Raw genomic sequence first — 15054 nt, 5'->3', positions numbered from 1 at the left:
GGGAAATTGGCTTACAAGAAATTTGCGGTGTCGCCGGGGTTCCAGGAAGGCGGTTCTCTCTTTAAGCCGGAGCAACTGGCTATACTGGGTTCCATTGTGGGAGACGATGCCAAGATCGAACTGACCACTTTTAAACAGCTCTATGTGGAGATGCAGGACGACCGGATCGATACTGTACAAGTCCAATTGAAAGAAGCCGGTTTAGACATCCAACCTGCAGGATTTTATACGAAAAATTTGATCACCTGCAATTTTTGCAGGGGAGCCGACGATGCCGGTCTTAACGTGGCGGTACAGCTTGATCAGGCCATTGTCGGCCAAGAAGTCCCAAGTCCTTTAAAAATCGGGTATGCCGGATGTGCACTCGGCACCAGCGAGCCTTTGCTCAAAGACATCGCGGTCGTGAAGATGAATGACGTGTACGATATCTATGTCGGCGGCGAAGCCAAGGGCATCAAAGCCCGTCTCGGCCAGTTATACGCTTCAGGCATTCCGGAGGATCGGATTATCCCCCTCGTTACACGTCTAATTGCGATTTTTCAAGAGTTAGGGAAAAAGAAAGAAAAATTCTCGAGATTCGTTGAACGCCTGACGATAGCGGAACTTCAACATATGACGGCGTGCGGCAACGGATGATGAAGAAACGGCTTTTATTTCTCGGCTACGTGATCGGGGTCATCGTCATCATCCTAAACAAAGATCCGATCCTTCGGTGGTTGGATGATGATAGCGCCAATCATCTCATGCTGCTGTTTGGCGCAGCCGTGTTACTCGCCCTTATTCCTGTTGTTCCATATGGCGTGGTTGCCGGAATCATAGGGGCCAAATATGGCCCCTTTTTAGGTGGGGTATTCAATATCCTCAGCTCTACCCTTGCTGCTGGTCTGCTATTTTTGTTGGTGAGGGTCGTTTTTCAGGAGCAGGGAATGAGGCTCTTGGCCAAATTCAAACGAGTGGACCAATTTACAGCCTTAATGGAGCGCAATGCGTTTTTTGCAGTGTTACTCGCCCGACTGATTCCGTTTGTGCCTGCTGCTTTCGTCAATATCTATACAGCCATCAGTCGAATGCGGTTTGGCACCTTTATGGCCGCTACGTTGATCGGGAAAATACCGGTGATGTTTGTATTTGCCGTTATTGGCGATCAACTGCTTTCCGATCTCGGCAATGTATTGTGGACATTATTGATCTACGCTGTCTTTCTGCTGGTGGTGTTTGTTGTGTATTGGTGGCTGAGAAAGCGGGAAAGCAGCAACGCGGGGTGAGCCGTAAATCATTTTTGTTTAGGAGGACCTGATGAAGACGATTTTGGTGGTGGATGATGAAGGAAAAATTCGGGATGTCGTGGTTTCCTATCTGAAAAAAGAAGGTTTTCAGGCGGTGGAAGCCGCGACAGGGAGTGAAGCTTTGCAGGCGCTGCAAAGGGAGTCCGTCGATCTCGTGATACTCGATCTGATGCTTCCGGATATGGATGGGGAGCAGGTATGCCAAACGATACGGAAGATGAATTCGGTACCCATTCTGATGCTTACTGCAAAGGTATCTGAAAACAATCGAATCAAAGGGTTGTCCATGGGGGCGGACGATTATTTGACCAAACCGTTTGATCCGCGTGAGGTCGTGGCCCGGGTCCGGGCGATCTTGCGCCGAACGGATGACGGTCATTTGCTTGCCGACCGGTTATCCTTTAACGATGGCCATCTCGACATTGATTCGCTGAAACATACGGTGTTCTGCCATGGAGAACCGGTCAATTTAACACCGAATGAATATAAGCTGCTGCTTGCCTTGGCCAAATATCCACAGCGGCATTTTACGCGTGAGGAATTGGTCGATAAGGTACTCGGCTACGCCTTTGATGGCGATATGCGGACCATCGATCAGCACGTAAAAAACTTACGCCACAAAATTGAACCGGACCCGAAGAATCCGCAGTATATTGTGACTGTATACGGCCTAGGTTACCGGTTTGCAGGGGGCACGACATGAACAAGCGACTGCACACACGCCTGGCTTTCATCATTATCGGTACCGCGACGTGCATCCTGCTCATTTCGACCTTAAGCGTGATACTGGCCACGCATTACCATATTTCCATGTTCCATGACCAAGCGGCAGGCATGAACCATGATGTGTCGCAACTCGATTATCACTTGGAGCAGGCGCTTTTCCAATCGATTATGTTGACGTTCGCCGGTTCGATCATTCTTGCGGTTCTGATCGGTTTTTATATCGCAAAACGGATTTCCCGGCCGCTTGTGGACATGAAACAGGCTGCCGAACGGATGTCGGACGGGCAGCTCGATACGCGGGTTATGATCGGCGGCAATGACGAACTTGCAGAGCTTGGCACTTCGCTGAACGAACTGGCCGCGCAGTTGCATAAACAAGAGCAGCTTCGGATCACCATGACCGAAGACATTGCGCACGAACTTCGCACGCCGCTGGCCACGCTGAAAAGCCATATGCGAGCATTTGAAGATGGGGTTTGGGAACCAACCCCGGAGCGTATCCATGCGTGTTTCGAAGAAATTGAACGGCTCACGCAAATGGTAGCTGAACTGGAAGACTTAACGCATATGGATTCACCGGCTTTTCAATTGGAACGAAAGCGAGAACCTCTCGATGCGATACTTGCCCAAGGGGTGGATCTCGTGGCTGCGGCTTATCTGGAAAAAAACGTGGGGCTTTCGTTTCGCTGTAGCCCGAATATTCAAATTTTTGCGGACCGGAATCGTATGATCCAAATTTTCGTGAATCTGCTTAGCAATGCTCTAAAATTCACGCCGGAACATGGACAGGTGCAGATTGAGGCTGCCGAGGAAGAACAAGACGTACTGATTCGCGTGCAGGATTCGGGCAGCGGTATTGGGCAAGAGGATCTACCGTATATCTTTGAGCGATTTTACCGGGGGGACAAATCACGTAATCGGAAAACCGGCGGCAGCGGTTTGGGGTTAACCATCGTCAAAAAGCTCGTCACCGCTCATGGCGGGCAGGTGTGGGCAGAAAGTACGCATGGCACCACGTTTATGATCCGACTTCCGAAAGAAAACCGTTTATTTTAAACCAACATCTGCTCATCTACACAGGATCTTCACAAGTGATGGGTAAACTTATACTATCCTGCAAATCGTCTGATTTGCGACGATGAATATAGAGAAAATCAGTTTTAGGGGGGACGTTTTCCTGAAAAAGATCATCACACTCGTGATGGCAGTTGCCATTACCGCAGTATTCACAGCATGTTCCAAGAAAACGGGCGACGATCCGCACGGCTCCCATGATACGGGAAGCGCTGCTTTCACGCACATTCATGGTCTTGGCTACTCCAGCGACGGCAAACGTCTTTTCATCCCTGCACATAACGGGATAAAAGTCTACGCTGATGGCAAGTGGAGTGACGCCCCAGGGGAGAAGCATGATTATATGGGCTTCTCCATGACCGATAACGGCTTTTACAGCAGCGGTCATCCCGCAGTCGGTTCTAGTTACAAAAATCCCATGGGTCTGATTAAAAGTACCGATGAAGGAAAAGCGATTACTGTTTTGGCTTTGGAGGGCGAAGTTGACCTTCATGGCATGAGCGTGAGTTATCGGACACATACCCTGTATGTGATCAATCCCGAACCGAATTCGAAAATGAAGGCTGCGGGTTTGTTTTACAGCCGAGATGAGGGCAATACCTGGATAAGCAGCTCTATGTCCGGTATTTCCGGACAGATTACGGCGCTCGCGGTGCATCCGACACAGGATGCGATTGTGGCGATCGGCACCACTTCGGGGGCGTATCTTTCCAACGATAACGGGCAAACGTTTGCTGCTCTTTATACGGACCAGCCGGTTTCCGCGTTAGCTTTTACGGATCAAGGGGAACTGCTGATCGGTACCGGAAAATCTGAACTGGTCAGCATTAATCTGCAAACGAAACAACCGACCGCCATTAAAACGCCGGTGCAAAACGGTGACGGGATATCGTACCTAACGGGAAGTCCGGCGAATCCGAAAGAGCTCGCCTTGGCCACCGAAAAAAAAGATGTTTATGTGTCCACTGATTATGGGACTGATTGGAATAAAATTGCCAACCAAGGACAAGCTATCAATTGATAACAGGAGCCATTCCTGTAATGAATGAATTCGAGGTTTGAATGAAAAAAGCACCTTCTGTATACTGGGGAACGTTCCGACCAAAGAACAAATCCCAGCACAGGAGGCACTCTACAATGAAGTATAAACACGCCAGGAAGCAGAATCAACGCATTCTACAAATTACCGATACAACTCTTGTTGTCGGAGCCGACATTGCCAAGCAAAGGCACGTTGCAAGAGCCGTCGATTTCCGCGGAATCGAACTCGGCAAAGACTGTGTATTTGGCAATGACCACCAAGGGTTATCGAAGCTCGTACGGTGGATGAAAGAGCTCCAGCAGCGTCATCACAAGGCAGAAATCGTCTTGGGGATTGAGCCAACCGGACACTATTGGTTTCCATTGGCTGAATTTCTGCAACGGGAGAATGTAAAGGTCGTCGTTGTTAATCCGCATCACGTGAGCAAAAGTAAAGAACTAGAAGACAACTCTCCAACGAAGAACGATTACAAAGATGCTAAAGTCATCGCCGATCTTGTGAGAAGCGGAAAGTACAGCGAACCGAAATTGCCGGTGGGCGTCTACGCAGACCTTCGGATCCTGATGAATCTTCGGGAGAAGGTCATGGTGAACTTTGGCCAGGTCCAGCGCCGGGTACAGAACTGGTTAGACCGCTTCTTTCCGGAGTACGGTCAGGTGTTTAAGGACTGGGAAGGCAAGGCTTCGCTGATTACGCTGAGTGAATTCCCCACACCGAGCGAAATTGTGGCACTAGGTGCCAGCGCAATCGTGCGTCGCTGGAAGGAAGACGTGAAGCGCGCTGTCGGTCCTAAGCGAGCAACTCAATTAATTGAAACTGCGAGGACCTCCATCGGGCTGACGCAAGGCCTGTCAGCGGCGAAAATCGAGCTGCGAACGCTATTGGAGCAGTACGAGATGTTCGCCAAACAGCTTGAAGATATCATGACGGAAGTCGAGCGACTGCTCGCTCAAATTCCAGGAACAAAAGAAATGCTGACTATCCCTGGCGTTGCCGTCGTGACGCTCGCCGGCTTCCTAGCAGAAGTCGGAGATCTCAGCGGCTACGACCACGGTCAACAGATTATCCGACTCGCAGGGTTTAACCTGAAAGAAAACAGCTCAGGAAAGAAAAAAGGAAAATCAACGATTACAAAGCGCGGCAGATCCAGGCTCCGGGCGTTACTGTTCCGGGCGGTGATGCCGATGGTCGCCAAGAACACCGAGTTTAAGGCGATGCACCACTATTTCACGACACGAAGTCAGAACCCGCTGAAGAAGAAACAATCCCTTGTAGCACTCTGCGGTAAGCTGATTCGAGTCTTGTACACGCTAGGCACCAAACGTATTACGTACCAAGCAAGCGACGTTCTAGGGCCGGTACGTCAGGCTCAGTTACAGGTAGCAGCTTAATTCAAACCATCCTCACCCGAACTTGAAATCAACCAACGACAACTGAAGCACGGAGCAGCCGTAGGATCTAATTCCGTAAGGGCAACGACCCAGTAAAGGAGCAAGAAACGGCATCCACACCTCGAGAGATAGAACGAAGGAATGTAAGGGCATAGACCCAGCGTGACATGGGAGGGTAAGTCGTCGAGGAGCAAGAGTGGACATCCAAGGTGCGGTCATATGAATCGCCCATAGATTGGGAAATGTGTTCCAATCTCTATTCCCGTCACCGACTACTTCAGAAAATTATTCCACGTCTACATGACTTCTCCATCTCTTGAGAGAGTCGATGGTTGAAAATCTAAGAATGCGTGAGAAAAAGCGAGAAAACATTAAATTATAGTGGGAGGTTTTGACATGAAAAGAAAACTAGTTATGATCATTGCCGCTGTTATGATTGCCGTATTAACTGCATGTGGCAATAATACAGCGAATCCGAGTACACCGCCGAATACAACGCCCCCGGCTCCTACGAACAGCAATAACGGGCAGCAAAGCGATCATTCCGGTATGAATCATTCCAGCTCAGGCGAAGTGCCTGCTGGATTAAAAGAAGCCCAGAATCCAAAATTTAAAGTCGGAAGTCAAGTCATCATGCAAACGGACCACATGCCAGGGATGAAAGGTGCTACAGCAACGATTGTCGGAGCTTATGATACGACAGCCTATGCGGTATCCTACACTCCAACAAACGGTGGGGAGCCGGTGAAGAATCATAAATGGGTAATTCATGAAGAATTGAAAAATCCCGGTGCGGAAGCGTTGAAACCGGGGGCACAGGTTACCTTGGAGGCTGATCACATGCCAGGGATGAAAGGTGCGACAGCTACCATTGATTCAGCGGAGCATACGACGGTTTATATGGTCGATTACACGCCGACCACAGGTGGAGAACCGGTGAAAAATCATAAATGGGTAACCGACAGTGAACTTTCACCGGCGGGATCGGGGTCACAGCCAAATACCGGTAACAGTGGTGGCCATGATATGAGCAACATGCCGGGCATGAAACATTAATTGACGGTTTTTCTCCCGTAAGGGGTAAAAAACAATAGAAGAAACAAAAGGAGGCTAACCACCCATGTCACACGAACAATTTCAATCCTGCATTGAGGAATGTATCCGTTGTATGCAAGCGTGCAATCACTGTTATGATGCTTGTTTAAAAGAAGATCATGTCGCAGTGATGAAAGAATGTATTCGTTTGGACCGGGAATGTGCCGACATTTGTGCCTTCGCCGCGCAAGCGATGTCGATGAACAGCTCCTACGCGAAAGAGATCTGCCGGATCTGTGCCGAGGTTTGTGAAGCTTGTGGGAATGAGTGCAAAAAGCATGAACACGAGCACTGTCAGCGTTGTGCCGAAGCGTGCTTTTCCTGTGCGAAAGCTTGCCGGGCGATGGCCGCTTAATGATTGGCGCAGTCAATTATTTCGTCAACCCCCTAGAGCATTAGGGGGTTTTTAAATGAGTTGAGAATAAAGTAGCAGGGGAGGTCAATTATAGTGATGGACGGATCGATGATGGATGGTTCCATGATGTTTATGATGTGTGTCATGATGGGGATCGGTTTTCTGCTTTTGATCGTGGTGATTTACGCGGTTATCCGATCCCTAATGAGAAAAAGCAGAGTTGAAGATCGTCCTCTGATGACCTTAAAAGAGCGTTATGTAAACGGGGAAATAAATGATGAAGAGTTCGAACATAAAAAAACATTTTTAAGGAAATAATCGAGCCGCCCAGCCATTGGGCGGCTTATCTGCTTAAATAGGACATTTATCCTTGGCGCGGTTATTGATCGGAAATTCAACTGACTTGGATAAACTACTGGTACCTACGTAACCTGTATTTAAATATTTGTTTGATTGTTTTAATAGTTTATATTAAAATAATCAAACAAACATTTGAATGAGTGGTGATGATAATGGCACAAGACGTGTGTGAAATTTTTTGTTACGACGAATACAAGGTGAATCGGGTAAAGCAAAGTTTGGAGACTAGCGACACACAGCGTATGGCAAAAATCTTCAAGGCACTGGCCGATGAAACGCGAGTCAAGATTGCCCTGGCATTATGCCAAGAAGAGGAATTGTGCGTTTGTGACGTGGCTAATATCATTGGAACGACTATTGCTAATGTATCCCATCACCTGCGCTTGCTCCGCAACATGGGCTTGGCCAAGTACCGGAAAGAGGGAAAATTGGTCTTTTATTCGCTGGATGATGAACATGTGAAGCAATTTGTTTTGTTGGCCTTTGAGCATGGGAAGGAGGATAAAGTCCATGTCTGATGTTGCAAGCAAAAAAAGTGTATATCGAGTCCAAGGCTTTACTTGTACGAACTGCGCCGCGAAATTTGAGCAAAATGTTAAGGCACTCCCCGAGGTCGAGGATGCGCAGGTGAATTTTGGCGCCTCTAAAATTTCGGTCTACGGTGAGGCCAGCGTTCAGGAGCTGGAGAAGGCCGGTGCATTTGAAGGTTTAAAGGTGTATCCGGAAAAAGAGCAGCGATCCATTGAAAAAGAGCCGTTCTGGAAACGGAGATCGACGATCACAACGGCGTTATCGGCTATTTTCCTCATTTCGGGTTGGTTCGTTGGTGAAGAACATCCGGCATCATTCATGTTATTTGCTTTGGCGATCCTGATTGGTGGTTATGAGCTGTTTATCAAGGGCATTCGAAGCTTGGTACGTTTTAACTTCAACATGAATACGCTTATGACCATCGCGATTATTGGAGCTGCTGCCATCGGGCAGTGGATGGAAGGGGCGACCGTCGTCTTTCTGTTTGCGATTAGTGAAGCCCTCGAAAGTTTCTCCATGGAAAAAGCGCGGCATTCCATTCGTTCGCTCATGAATGTGGCCCCCAAGGAAGCGACGATTCGGCGTGGCGGACAGGAGCTCCAGATCAACGTCGATGATATTGCCATTGGTGACATCATGATCGTGAAACCCGGACAAAAAATTGCCATGGACGGCAAAGTGATTAAAGGACGTTCGGCCGTCAATCAAGCGGCCATTACCGGCGAATCCGTTCCAGTGGAAAAAACAGAGGGTGACGATGTATTTGCCGGAACGTTAAACGAAGAAGGCTTATTGGAAGTTGAAATCACCAAACGGGTAGAGGATACGACGATTGCCAAAATCATTCATCTTGTGGAAGAAGCGCAAGCGGAAAAGGCACCTTCCCAAGCGTTTGTAGACCGGTTTGCGCAATATTACACACCGGCGATCCTTGTCCTGGCTTTAGGTATTGCGGTGGTTCCTCCCTTATTGTTTGGCGCAGCCTGGGGAGATTGGATTTACCGGGGACTCGCCCTGCTGGTCGTGGGCTGTCCTTGCGCGCTGGTCATTTCCACGCCAGTGTCCATTGTAACGGCCATCGGTAACGCTGCGAGAAATGGCGTACTCATTAAAGGCGGGATTCACTTAGAGGAAACCGGCCATCTATCGGTCATTGCTTTTGATAAAACCGGGACGTTAACAAAGGGTGTTCCGGTGGTCACCGATATGGTTACTTTCGAAGGCGAGGACGAAAAATCATCACTTGGTATCGCGGCGGCGATTGAAAAATGGTCCCAACATCCATTAGCTTCGGCTATCGTGCGGAAAGCTGATGATGAAGGCTTAGACTTAACCGAGTGGGAGACTCAAGACTTTACTTCCATCACAGGAAAGGGTGCTAAAGCTGTCATTCAGGGCACGACCTACTATATTGGAAGTCCGCGGCTGTTTGATGAGTTGTCTAAAATGAACGAGCGGATGGTTAAGGAAACCCAGCGCTTACAAAAACAAGGGAAAACGGTTATGGTGCTTGGCACAGAAACCAAACCCCTAGCTTTAATCGCCGTTGCCGATGAAGTTCGCGACAGCAGTCGTGATGTGATCCAAAAGCTCCATGCGTTAGGCATTCGAAAAACGATCATGCTCACCGGCGATAACCGGGCGACGGCCGAAGCGATTGGCAAGCAAGTGGGCATAGGTGAAGTCAAGGCCGAACTGCTTCCGCAGCAGAAACTTGAAGCGATCAAGCAATTAAAAGAAACCGGTAAAGTTGCGATGATTGGCGATGGTGTTAATGACGCCCCGGCTTTGGCCAGTGCAACGGTAGGGATTGCCATGGGGGGAGCCGGTACCGATACGGCATTAGAGACGGCAGATATTGCGCTTATGGCTGATGATTTAACGAAGCTGCCCTTTACGATACGATTAAGCCGTGACACGCTGAAAATCATTAAGCAAAACATTGCTTTTGCGCTGATCATTAAGCTGATCGCTTTGGTGCTCATTGTGCCGGGATGGCTCACGTTATGGCTTGCTATCTTTGCGGATATGGGAGCAACACTGATCGTCACGCTAAATAGCTTACGTTTGTTACGAACCAAGAAAGAGTGATGGCTCTTCCTCCACCGTATGTCTACGCAATACGACTTAACATAAAGACAAATAATCATTGACCCTGTACTATGGTACAGGGTTTATATTTAATTACGGGGTGAGAAAAGATGAAATACCGTTCTGGAGACATTGCCAAACTATGTAACGTTAACAAAGAAACACTGCGATATTATGAACGAAAAGGTTTGATTAGCGAACCTGTAAGGTCGGAGGCAGGTTACAGGCTTTATCCGGAAGATACGATAAACCGAATCACGTTCATTAAACGCATACAGGAGCTTGGTTTCACACTCTCCGAAGTTGATAAATTGCTTGGCATCGTGGACAAAGACGATGTGCGATGTGCGGATATGAATGATTTCGTTGTTCAAAAGCTTGAAGATGTCCGGTTAAAAATAAGAGATCTTCAACGAATCGAAACGATGCTAAAAGATCTAAAAGGCCGCTGTCCCGATGAAAAAGCGATACATGAATGCCCAATCATCGAAGCGTTGATTGACGATGATCCAAAGGAAAAGGAGGAAATCAAATGAAAGAACATACAAAAAAATGGGGATGGGGCTTTTTAGCTCTGCTTTCGTGTCCTTGTCATCTCGTTTTGATTCTTCCTCTGCTTGCCGGTACTACGTTTGGTGCTTATTTTGCTGTCCATCAGACCGCCGCTAGTGTTATTTTTGCCGTTATATTTGTGATTTCTCTTTGGATGATGTTCAAACGAGCTGACAAAAAAGAAAAAGCTAATGCAACACACGACTGCTGCGCGGTTCCAGAGCGAAAATGAGGTGAATGATATTGAGAGAAAAACTAACAAGCTGGGGAGCGATATTATCGGCTTTTCTGATGTCCAGCTGTTGTCTCGGACCCATAATCCTCATTCCCCTTGGATTATCAGGTTTGGCGGGAACGCTTGCGATTTTTTCAATCCAGTACCAATTGTTTTTAATGATCATGACGTTAGTATTTCTTGGTGTTTCGTTTTATTTGGTTTATGGACGCAAACGCAAAAATAAAAGTACGGTCATCACCTTATGGATGACGACCATTTTAGTTTTAGGTGCATTTCTTTATTTAGGGTTGGCTGAAACAGGAATGCTATAAGAAAGAGGTGTTTTGTGTGAGAGCAACAATGGGAATTATGGTGTTATTATCACTGTTAGTATTGGGTACGGCATGTGGGAACAATGAAAAATCAGCGATAGCTGCGCAAAGTACAGCTGTTGCTAATCAATCGGTGGTGTTCACGGTGACGGGACTGGAATGTTGCCCGCCTTCTGTCATTCAAGATTTAATTCAAAAGGTAGACGGGGTCAGCAAAGTAGACATTGAACCCATGGGAAGCAAAGGGAAAGTAACGGTTGCCTTTGATGATAAGAAAACCGATTTGAAGCAGATTCAAGCATCGGTTACTCAATATGGATTTGGTGTAACGGGAGGATAAAAAATGAAAAAATACCGGATCAAAGTTCAAGGTATGACATGCAACGGCTGTGAAGAACACGTTGCAACAGCACTTGAACACATTGGAGCTGCGAATATTGAAGCGAGTTTTCGCCGCGAAGAAGCGACGTTTGAATTACCGGATGAAGTGGAGATTGATACAGCAAAAAAAGCCATCAACGAGGCAAAATATCAATCCGGTGATGCGGAAGTTCTCGAATCTCATAATGTTCCCAATCTTGGCGATGAGGGGGACTATGATTTTCTGATCATTGGTTCGGGTGGGGCCGCTTTTTCTGCTGCAATTCAAGCGGTCGAACATGGTGCAAAAGTGGCGATTATCGAGCGCGGAACAGTAGGCGGAACCTGCGTAAACATTGGCTGCGTGCCATCGAAAACCTTGCTTCGTGCTGGTGAAATCAATCACTTAGCGAAAAATAACCCTTTCTTGGGGCTACATACTTCCGCTAGTGCCGTTGATTTGGCTCAATTGGTTGAACAAAAAAATGAACTTGTAGCCGAAATGCGTGAACAAAAGTATGAACATTTAATTGGTGAATACGGATTTGAACTCATTCGCGGAGAAGCAAAATTCGTTGATGAAAAAACTATCGAGGTGAGTGGGCGAAAGCTTACCGCCAAACGGTTTTTAATCGCGACAGGAGCTTCACCGTCGATTCCTGATATTCCAGGACTAACAGACATTGATTATCTGACAAGCACGTCACTACTTGACCTTAAACAATTACCTAAAACGCTTGCTGTTATTGGTTCGGGGTATATCGCCATGGAATTAGGTCAACTGTTTCACAATTTAGGTACCGAAGTTACATTAATCCAAAGAAGTCCGCGAGTCTTTAAAGAGTACGATCCTGAAATCTCCGAGGCGGTGACTAAAGCAGTCATTGAGCAAGGGATTCAGGTTATTACCGGTGTAACCTATGAACGCGTTGAAGCGACTGGCAACTTTAAACAAGTCCATCTTTCAGTAAACGGTGAAACGAAAGTCATCGAAGCCGAGCAACTGCTTATTGCGACCGGCAGAAAACCAAATACGGAAGCCCTCAACCTTCGCGCTGCGAACGTCATTATAGGTTCAAAAGGCGAGATTGTTGTCGATGATTTTTTGAAAACCTCAAACCCAGGGATTTATGCCGCAGGTGATGTCACGATGGGGCCGCAGTTTGTGTACGTGGCCGCTTATGAAGGACGCATCGCGGCAGATAATGCAATTGGCGGGTTAGAGCGGAAAGTGAACCTTGAAGCTGTTCCTGGCGTTACGTTCACTTCTCCTTCCGTTGCTACGGTAGGACTTACGGAAGAACAAGCTAAGGCAAAGGGATATGAAGTTAAAACTTCCGTTCTCCCTTTGGATGCAGTGCCTAGAGCACTTGTAAATCGCGAAACGACAGGCGTTTTTAAGTTAGTTGCTGATTCCAAGTCGTTAAAACTATTAGGCGCCCATATTGTCGCTGAAAATGCTGGGGAAGTCATTTACGCCGCGACATTAGCGGTGAAATTCGGTTTAACAATTGAGGATTTACGTGATAGCCTTGCGCCGTATTTAACCATGGCGGAAGGATTAAAACTGGCAGCATTGACGTTCGATAAAGACGTTTCCAAATTGTCTTGTTGTGCTGGATAAATATTCGCATTGTCCTTTTCATTGACCGCAGCCCTTGTCTAAACCAAAGAAGCCTTCGCATCTGCAAGGGCTTTTTTTGGCATACGTAGCCTTTTTTCTAGCGGTTTACAAACTGTTCACAAATAATCGATTGATTATATAAGTAAATCCGTATATATTTATTGATGGGTTAAAATAGGCTGATGAGCCGTTATGTATTGTTTTCGGGACTACTCAAAGCGGCTTAAGGAGATCGTATAACAATTGAGGGGAGGTAAGGAATGGAACAAATCAATGAAATGGCAGAAAATCTTAAACTGCTTGGGGATAAAACCCGTCTTACGATGATGGCCTTATTAAAGGATCGCGCCCTTTGTGTTTGTGACATTGTGGAACTGCTGGAAACATCACAACCTAACGCCAGCCAGCATTTGCGTAAATTAAAGGCGGCGGGGCTAGTGAATGAAACACGTAAAGGACAATGGATTTATTATTCGTTAAATGTTGAAGATAAGCCCTATATTCAGGCGATCATGGGCTACCTTCCATCATTAAAAGAAAAAATCGATCAAATCAAAAATGATTGCGATTGAGTAGCGGAGGATTACATGGCTATTACTGCATTTCTTATTTTTTTATTTACCTTAACCTTTGTGATTTGGCAGCCAAAGGGACTAAATATCGGCTGGTCCGCAAGTGCTGGTGCGATCCTTGCTTTACTTTTCGGGGTGGTTAGCTTCGGAGACGTTGGTACCGTTACCGGCATCGTGTGGAACGCCACCTTGGCGTTCGTGGCCATTATTTTAATCTCATTGGTGCTTGATGAAATTGGATTTTTTGAGTGGGCGGCGTTACACATGGCGCGGCTGGCACGTGGAAATGGCATTCTCATGTTTGTGTTTATCATCCTGCTTGGATCGGCGGTCGCAGCCCTGTTTGCGAACGATGGCGCGGCCTTGATCATTACGCCCATTGTACTGGCTATGGTTCGGGCGCTTAAGTTTGATGACAAGATGATCCTGCCGTTTATTATAGCGAGTGGATTCATTGCCGATACGGCTTCCTTGCCACTTGTCGTCAGCAACTTGGTGAATATTGTATCTGCGGATTATTTTAACATCGGTTTTGCCGAATACGCGAGCCGCATGATTGTTCCAAATTTCTTTTCCGTCATTGCGAGCCTCATAGTGCTATATCTGTGTTTCCGGAAAAGCATCCCGAATCGATACAATCTCACGCAACTGAAAAGGCCGAAGGAAGCCATTAAGGATATGTGGCTGTTTAAGTTATCTTGGGTCATTTTAGCCGCGCTGCTCGTTGCGTATTTTATCAGCGAATTTTTCTCGATCCCTGTATCCATTATTGCTGGGGTTGCAGCGATTGCCTTTTTGTTCGCGGCAAGAAAAAGTCCTGCGATTCATACTTGGAAACTGGTAAAAGGCGCTCCCTGGGCTGTCGTGATCTTCTCTATCGGCATGTATGTGGTCGTTTATGGCTTGCGCAATGCCGGACTTACGGATGCACTAGGCAACGTCATTCAAGCGGTCGCAGACCAAGGTTTATTTGTGGCTACCGTAGGTATGGGCTTTATTGCAGCCATCCTGTCGTCCATTATGAACAACATGCCCACGGTCATGATCGATGCACTGGCCATCCAAGGCACGCAAACCGATGGGTTCATTCGTGAGGCGTTGATCTATGCGAATGTGATCGGTTCGGACTTAGGACCGAAAATTACGCCAATCGGCTCCCTGGCCACGCTGCTTTGGCTGCATGTCCTATCCACGAAAAATGTGAAAATCAGATGGGGCTATTATTTTAAAGTCGGTATCCTGCTAACCATTCCCACGTTGTTCATTACGCTCACCGGTCTTTATGTATGGCTTTATGTTCTCCAGACGCTACAGGTGAATGTATGGCTATGTATTGCGGTGACTGTGGTCGTCTTGGCGGTAGTTGTAATGATCATGAAGTTTTTTATGGGAAGTAGAGCGAAAAGAGTTCATCAAGGCGATTAACGAATTGAAATCAAAAGGAGA

At 47.1% G+C, this 15054-nt stretch carries 17 protein-coding genes and 1 pseudogene; all 18 read left to right on the top strand.

Translation table 11 applies throughout. From position 1 onward, the window contains the following. Positions 1–6 precede the first annotated feature (6 nt). Complete coding sequence (locus tag NYE40_RS20485; protein WP_028598733.1) at positions 7–636, top strand: nitrite reductase; 630 nt, start codon at positions 7–9, stop codon at positions 634–636. Further along, positions 633–1265, top strand: a complete 633-nt coding sequence (locus NYE40_RS20480; protein WP_101808188.1) for a TVP38/TMEM64 family protein — start codon at positions 633–635, stop codon at positions 1263–1265. Before NYE40_RS20485 ends, NYE40_RS20480 begins: the two co-directional genes overlap by 4 nt. 31 nt (positions 1266–1296) lie before the next feature. Further along, positions 1297–1989 (top strand): response regulator transcription factor, encoded by a 693-nt coding sequence (locus NYE40_RS20475; RefSeq protein ID WP_028598735.1) that lies wholly within the window; start codon positions 1297–1299, stop codon positions 1987–1989. Next, positions 1986–3068 (top strand): ATP-binding protein, encoded by a 1083-nt coding sequence (locus NYE40_RS20470; protein ID WP_028598736.1) that lies wholly within the window; start codon positions 1986–1988, stop codon positions 3066–3068. Before NYE40_RS20475 ends, NYE40_RS20470 begins: the two co-directional genes overlap by 4 nt. 82 nt (positions 3069–3150) lie before the next feature. Further along, positions 3151–4107: a F510_1955 family glycosylhydrolase gene (locus NYE40_RS20465; protein WP_028598737.1), complete on the top strand. Its 957-nt coding sequence runs from the start codon at positions 3151–3153 to the stop codon at positions 4105–4107. Positions 4108–4223: 116 nt separating this feature from the next. Then, the gene (locus NYE40_RS20460; protein WP_028598738.1) at positions 4224–5519 is read left to right on the top strand and encodes an IS110 family transposase; all 1296 of its coding nucleotides are present in this window, start codon (positions 4224–4226) and stop codon (positions 5517–5519) included. Between the two features lie 396 nt (positions 5520–5915). After that, a pseudogene (locus NYE40_RS20455) lies at positions 5916–6494 on the top strand (YdhK family protein); the annotation flags it as partial. A 145-nt stretch (positions 6495–6639) separates the two neighbouring features. Further along, positions 6640–6969 (top strand): four-helix bundle copper-binding protein, encoded by a 330-nt coding sequence (locus NYE40_RS20450; protein WP_084137141.1) that lies wholly within the window; start codon positions 6640–6642, stop codon positions 6967–6969. A 96-nt stretch (positions 6970–7065) separates the two neighbouring features. Further along, positions 7066–7287: an SHOCT domain-containing protein gene (locus tag NYE40_RS20445; protein ID WP_052333175.1), complete on the top strand. Its 222-nt coding sequence runs from the start codon at positions 7066–7068 to the stop codon at positions 7285–7287. A 191-nt stretch (positions 7288–7478) separates the two neighbouring features. After that, the gene (locus NYE40_RS20440; RefSeq protein ID WP_101808261.1) at positions 7479–7847 is read left to right on the top strand and encodes a metalloregulator ArsR/SmtB family transcription factor; all 369 of its coding nucleotides are present in this window, start codon (positions 7479–7481) and stop codon (positions 7845–7847) included. Continuing rightward, entirely contained in the window at positions 7840–9951 is a 2112-nt protein-coding gene (locus NYE40_RS20435) for a heavy metal translocating P-type ATPase (protein ID WP_028598741.1), read from the top strand. The genes NYE40_RS20440 and NYE40_RS20435 overlap by 8 nt, the downstream gene beginning before the upstream one ends. A 110-nt stretch (positions 9952–10061) precedes the next feature. Then, positions 10062–10487 carry an Hg(II)-responsive transcriptional regulator gene (merR, locus tag NYE40_RS20430; protein WP_339278876.1) on the top strand — a complete coding sequence of 142 codons (426 nt, stop codon included), beginning with the start codon at positions 10062–10064 and terminating at the stop codon, positions 10485–10487. After that, complete coding sequence (locus tag NYE40_RS20425; RefSeq protein WP_084137143.1) at positions 10484–10735, top strand: hypothetical protein; 252 nt, start codon at positions 10484–10486, stop codon at positions 10733–10735. The genes merR and NYE40_RS20425 overlap by 4 nt, the downstream gene beginning before the upstream one ends. Before the next feature lie 11 nt (positions 10736–10746). Beyond that, on the top strand, positions 10747–11052 hold the full coding sequence (merT, locus tag NYE40_RS20420; RefSeq protein WP_164820105.1) for a mercuric transport protein MerT: 306 nt from the start codon (positions 10747–10749) through the stop codon (positions 11050–11052). 16 nt (positions 11053–11068) lie between these two features. Then, positions 11069–11392 (top strand): mercury resistance system substrate-binding protein MerP, encoded by a 324-nt coding sequence (merP, locus tag NYE40_RS20415; protein WP_127464349.1) that lies wholly within the window; start codon positions 11069–11071, stop codon positions 11390–11392. A 3-nt stretch (positions 11393–11395) separates the two neighbouring features. Further along, positions 11396–13036 carry a mercury(II) reductase gene (gene merA, locus NYE40_RS20410; RefSeq protein ID WP_084137146.1) on the top strand — a complete coding sequence of 547 codons (1641 nt, stop codon included), beginning with the start codon at positions 11396–11398 and terminating at the stop codon, positions 13034–13036. 260 nt (positions 13037–13296) lie between these two features. Next, a complete protein-coding gene (locus tag NYE40_RS20405) occupies positions 13297–13608 on the top strand; it encodes a metalloregulator ArsR/SmtB family transcription factor (protein ID WP_028598744.1) in 312 nt (103 codons plus the stop codon). A gap of 15 nt (positions 13609–13623) precedes the next feature. Further along, a complete protein-coding gene (locus tag NYE40_RS20400; protein WP_101808187.1) occupies positions 13624–15033 on the top strand; it encodes an arsenic transporter in 1410 nt (469 codons plus the stop codon). Positions 15034–15054 lie beyond the last annotated feature (21 nt).

The organism is Paenibacillus sp. FSL W8-1187 (assembly GCF_037965485.1).
Classification (GTDB): Bacteria; Bacillota; Bacilli; order Paenibacillales; family Paenibacillaceae; genus Paenibacillus_O; species Paenibacillus_O pasadenensis.
The sequence above is the reverse complement of the archived record's forward strand: the minus strand, read 5'-3'. Positions and strand labels throughout refer to the sequence as shown.

What these genes read in the sequence shown, in the direction of transcription:
- NYE40_RS20480 (WP_101808188.1), top strand. Translation starts at nt 633, where the DNA reads ATGATGAAGAAACGGCTTTTATTTCTCGGCTACGTGATCGGGGTCATC.
- NYE40_RS20475 (WP_028598735.1), top strand. Translation starts at nt 1,297, where the DNA reads ATGAAGACGATTTTGGTGGTGGATGATGAAGGAAAAATTCGGGATGTC.
- NYE40_RS20470 (WP_028598736.1), top strand. Translation starts at nt 1,986, where the DNA reads ATGAACAAGCGACTGCACACACGCCTGGCTTTCATCATTATCGGTACC.
- NYE40_RS20465 (WP_028598737.1), top strand. Translation starts at nt 3,151, where the DNA reads ATGAATATAGAGAAAATCAGTTTTAGGGGGGACGTTTTCCTGAAAAAG.
- NYE40_RS20460 (WP_028598738.1), top strand. Translation starts at nt 4,224, where the DNA reads ATGAAGTATAAACACGCCAGGAAGCAGAATCAACGCATTCTACAAATT.
- NYE40_RS20450 (WP_084137141.1), top strand. Translation starts at nt 6,640, where the DNA reads ATGTCACACGAACAATTTCAATCCTGCATTGAGGAATGTATCCGTTGT.
- NYE40_RS20445 (WP_052333175.1), top strand. Translation starts at nt 7,066, where the DNA reads ATGGACGGATCGATGATGGATGGTTCCATGATGTTTATGATGTGTGTC.
- NYE40_RS20435 (WP_028598741.1), top strand. Translation starts at nt 7,840, where the DNA reads ATGTCTGATGTTGCAAGCAAAAAAAGTGTATATCGAGTCCAAGGCTTT.
- merR (WP_339278876.1), top strand. Translation starts at nt 10,062, where the DNA reads ATGAAATACCGTTCTGGAGACATTGCCAAACTATGTAACGTTAACAAA.
- NYE40_RS20425 (WP_084137143.1), top strand. Translation starts at nt 10,484, where the DNA reads ATGAAAGAACATACAAAAAAATGGGGATGGGGCTTTTTAGCTCTGCTT.
- merA (WP_084137146.1), top strand. Translation starts at nt 11,396, where the DNA reads ATGAAAAAATACCGGATCAAAGTTCAAGGTATGACATGCAACGGCTGT.
- NYE40_RS20405 (WP_028598744.1), top strand. Translation starts at nt 13,297, where the DNA reads ATGGAACAAATCAATGAAATGGCAGAAAATCTTAAACTGCTTGGGGAT.
- NYE40_RS20400 (WP_101808187.1), top strand. Translation starts at nt 13,624, where the DNA reads ATGGCTATTACTGCATTTCTTATTTTTTTATTTACCTTAACCTTTGTG.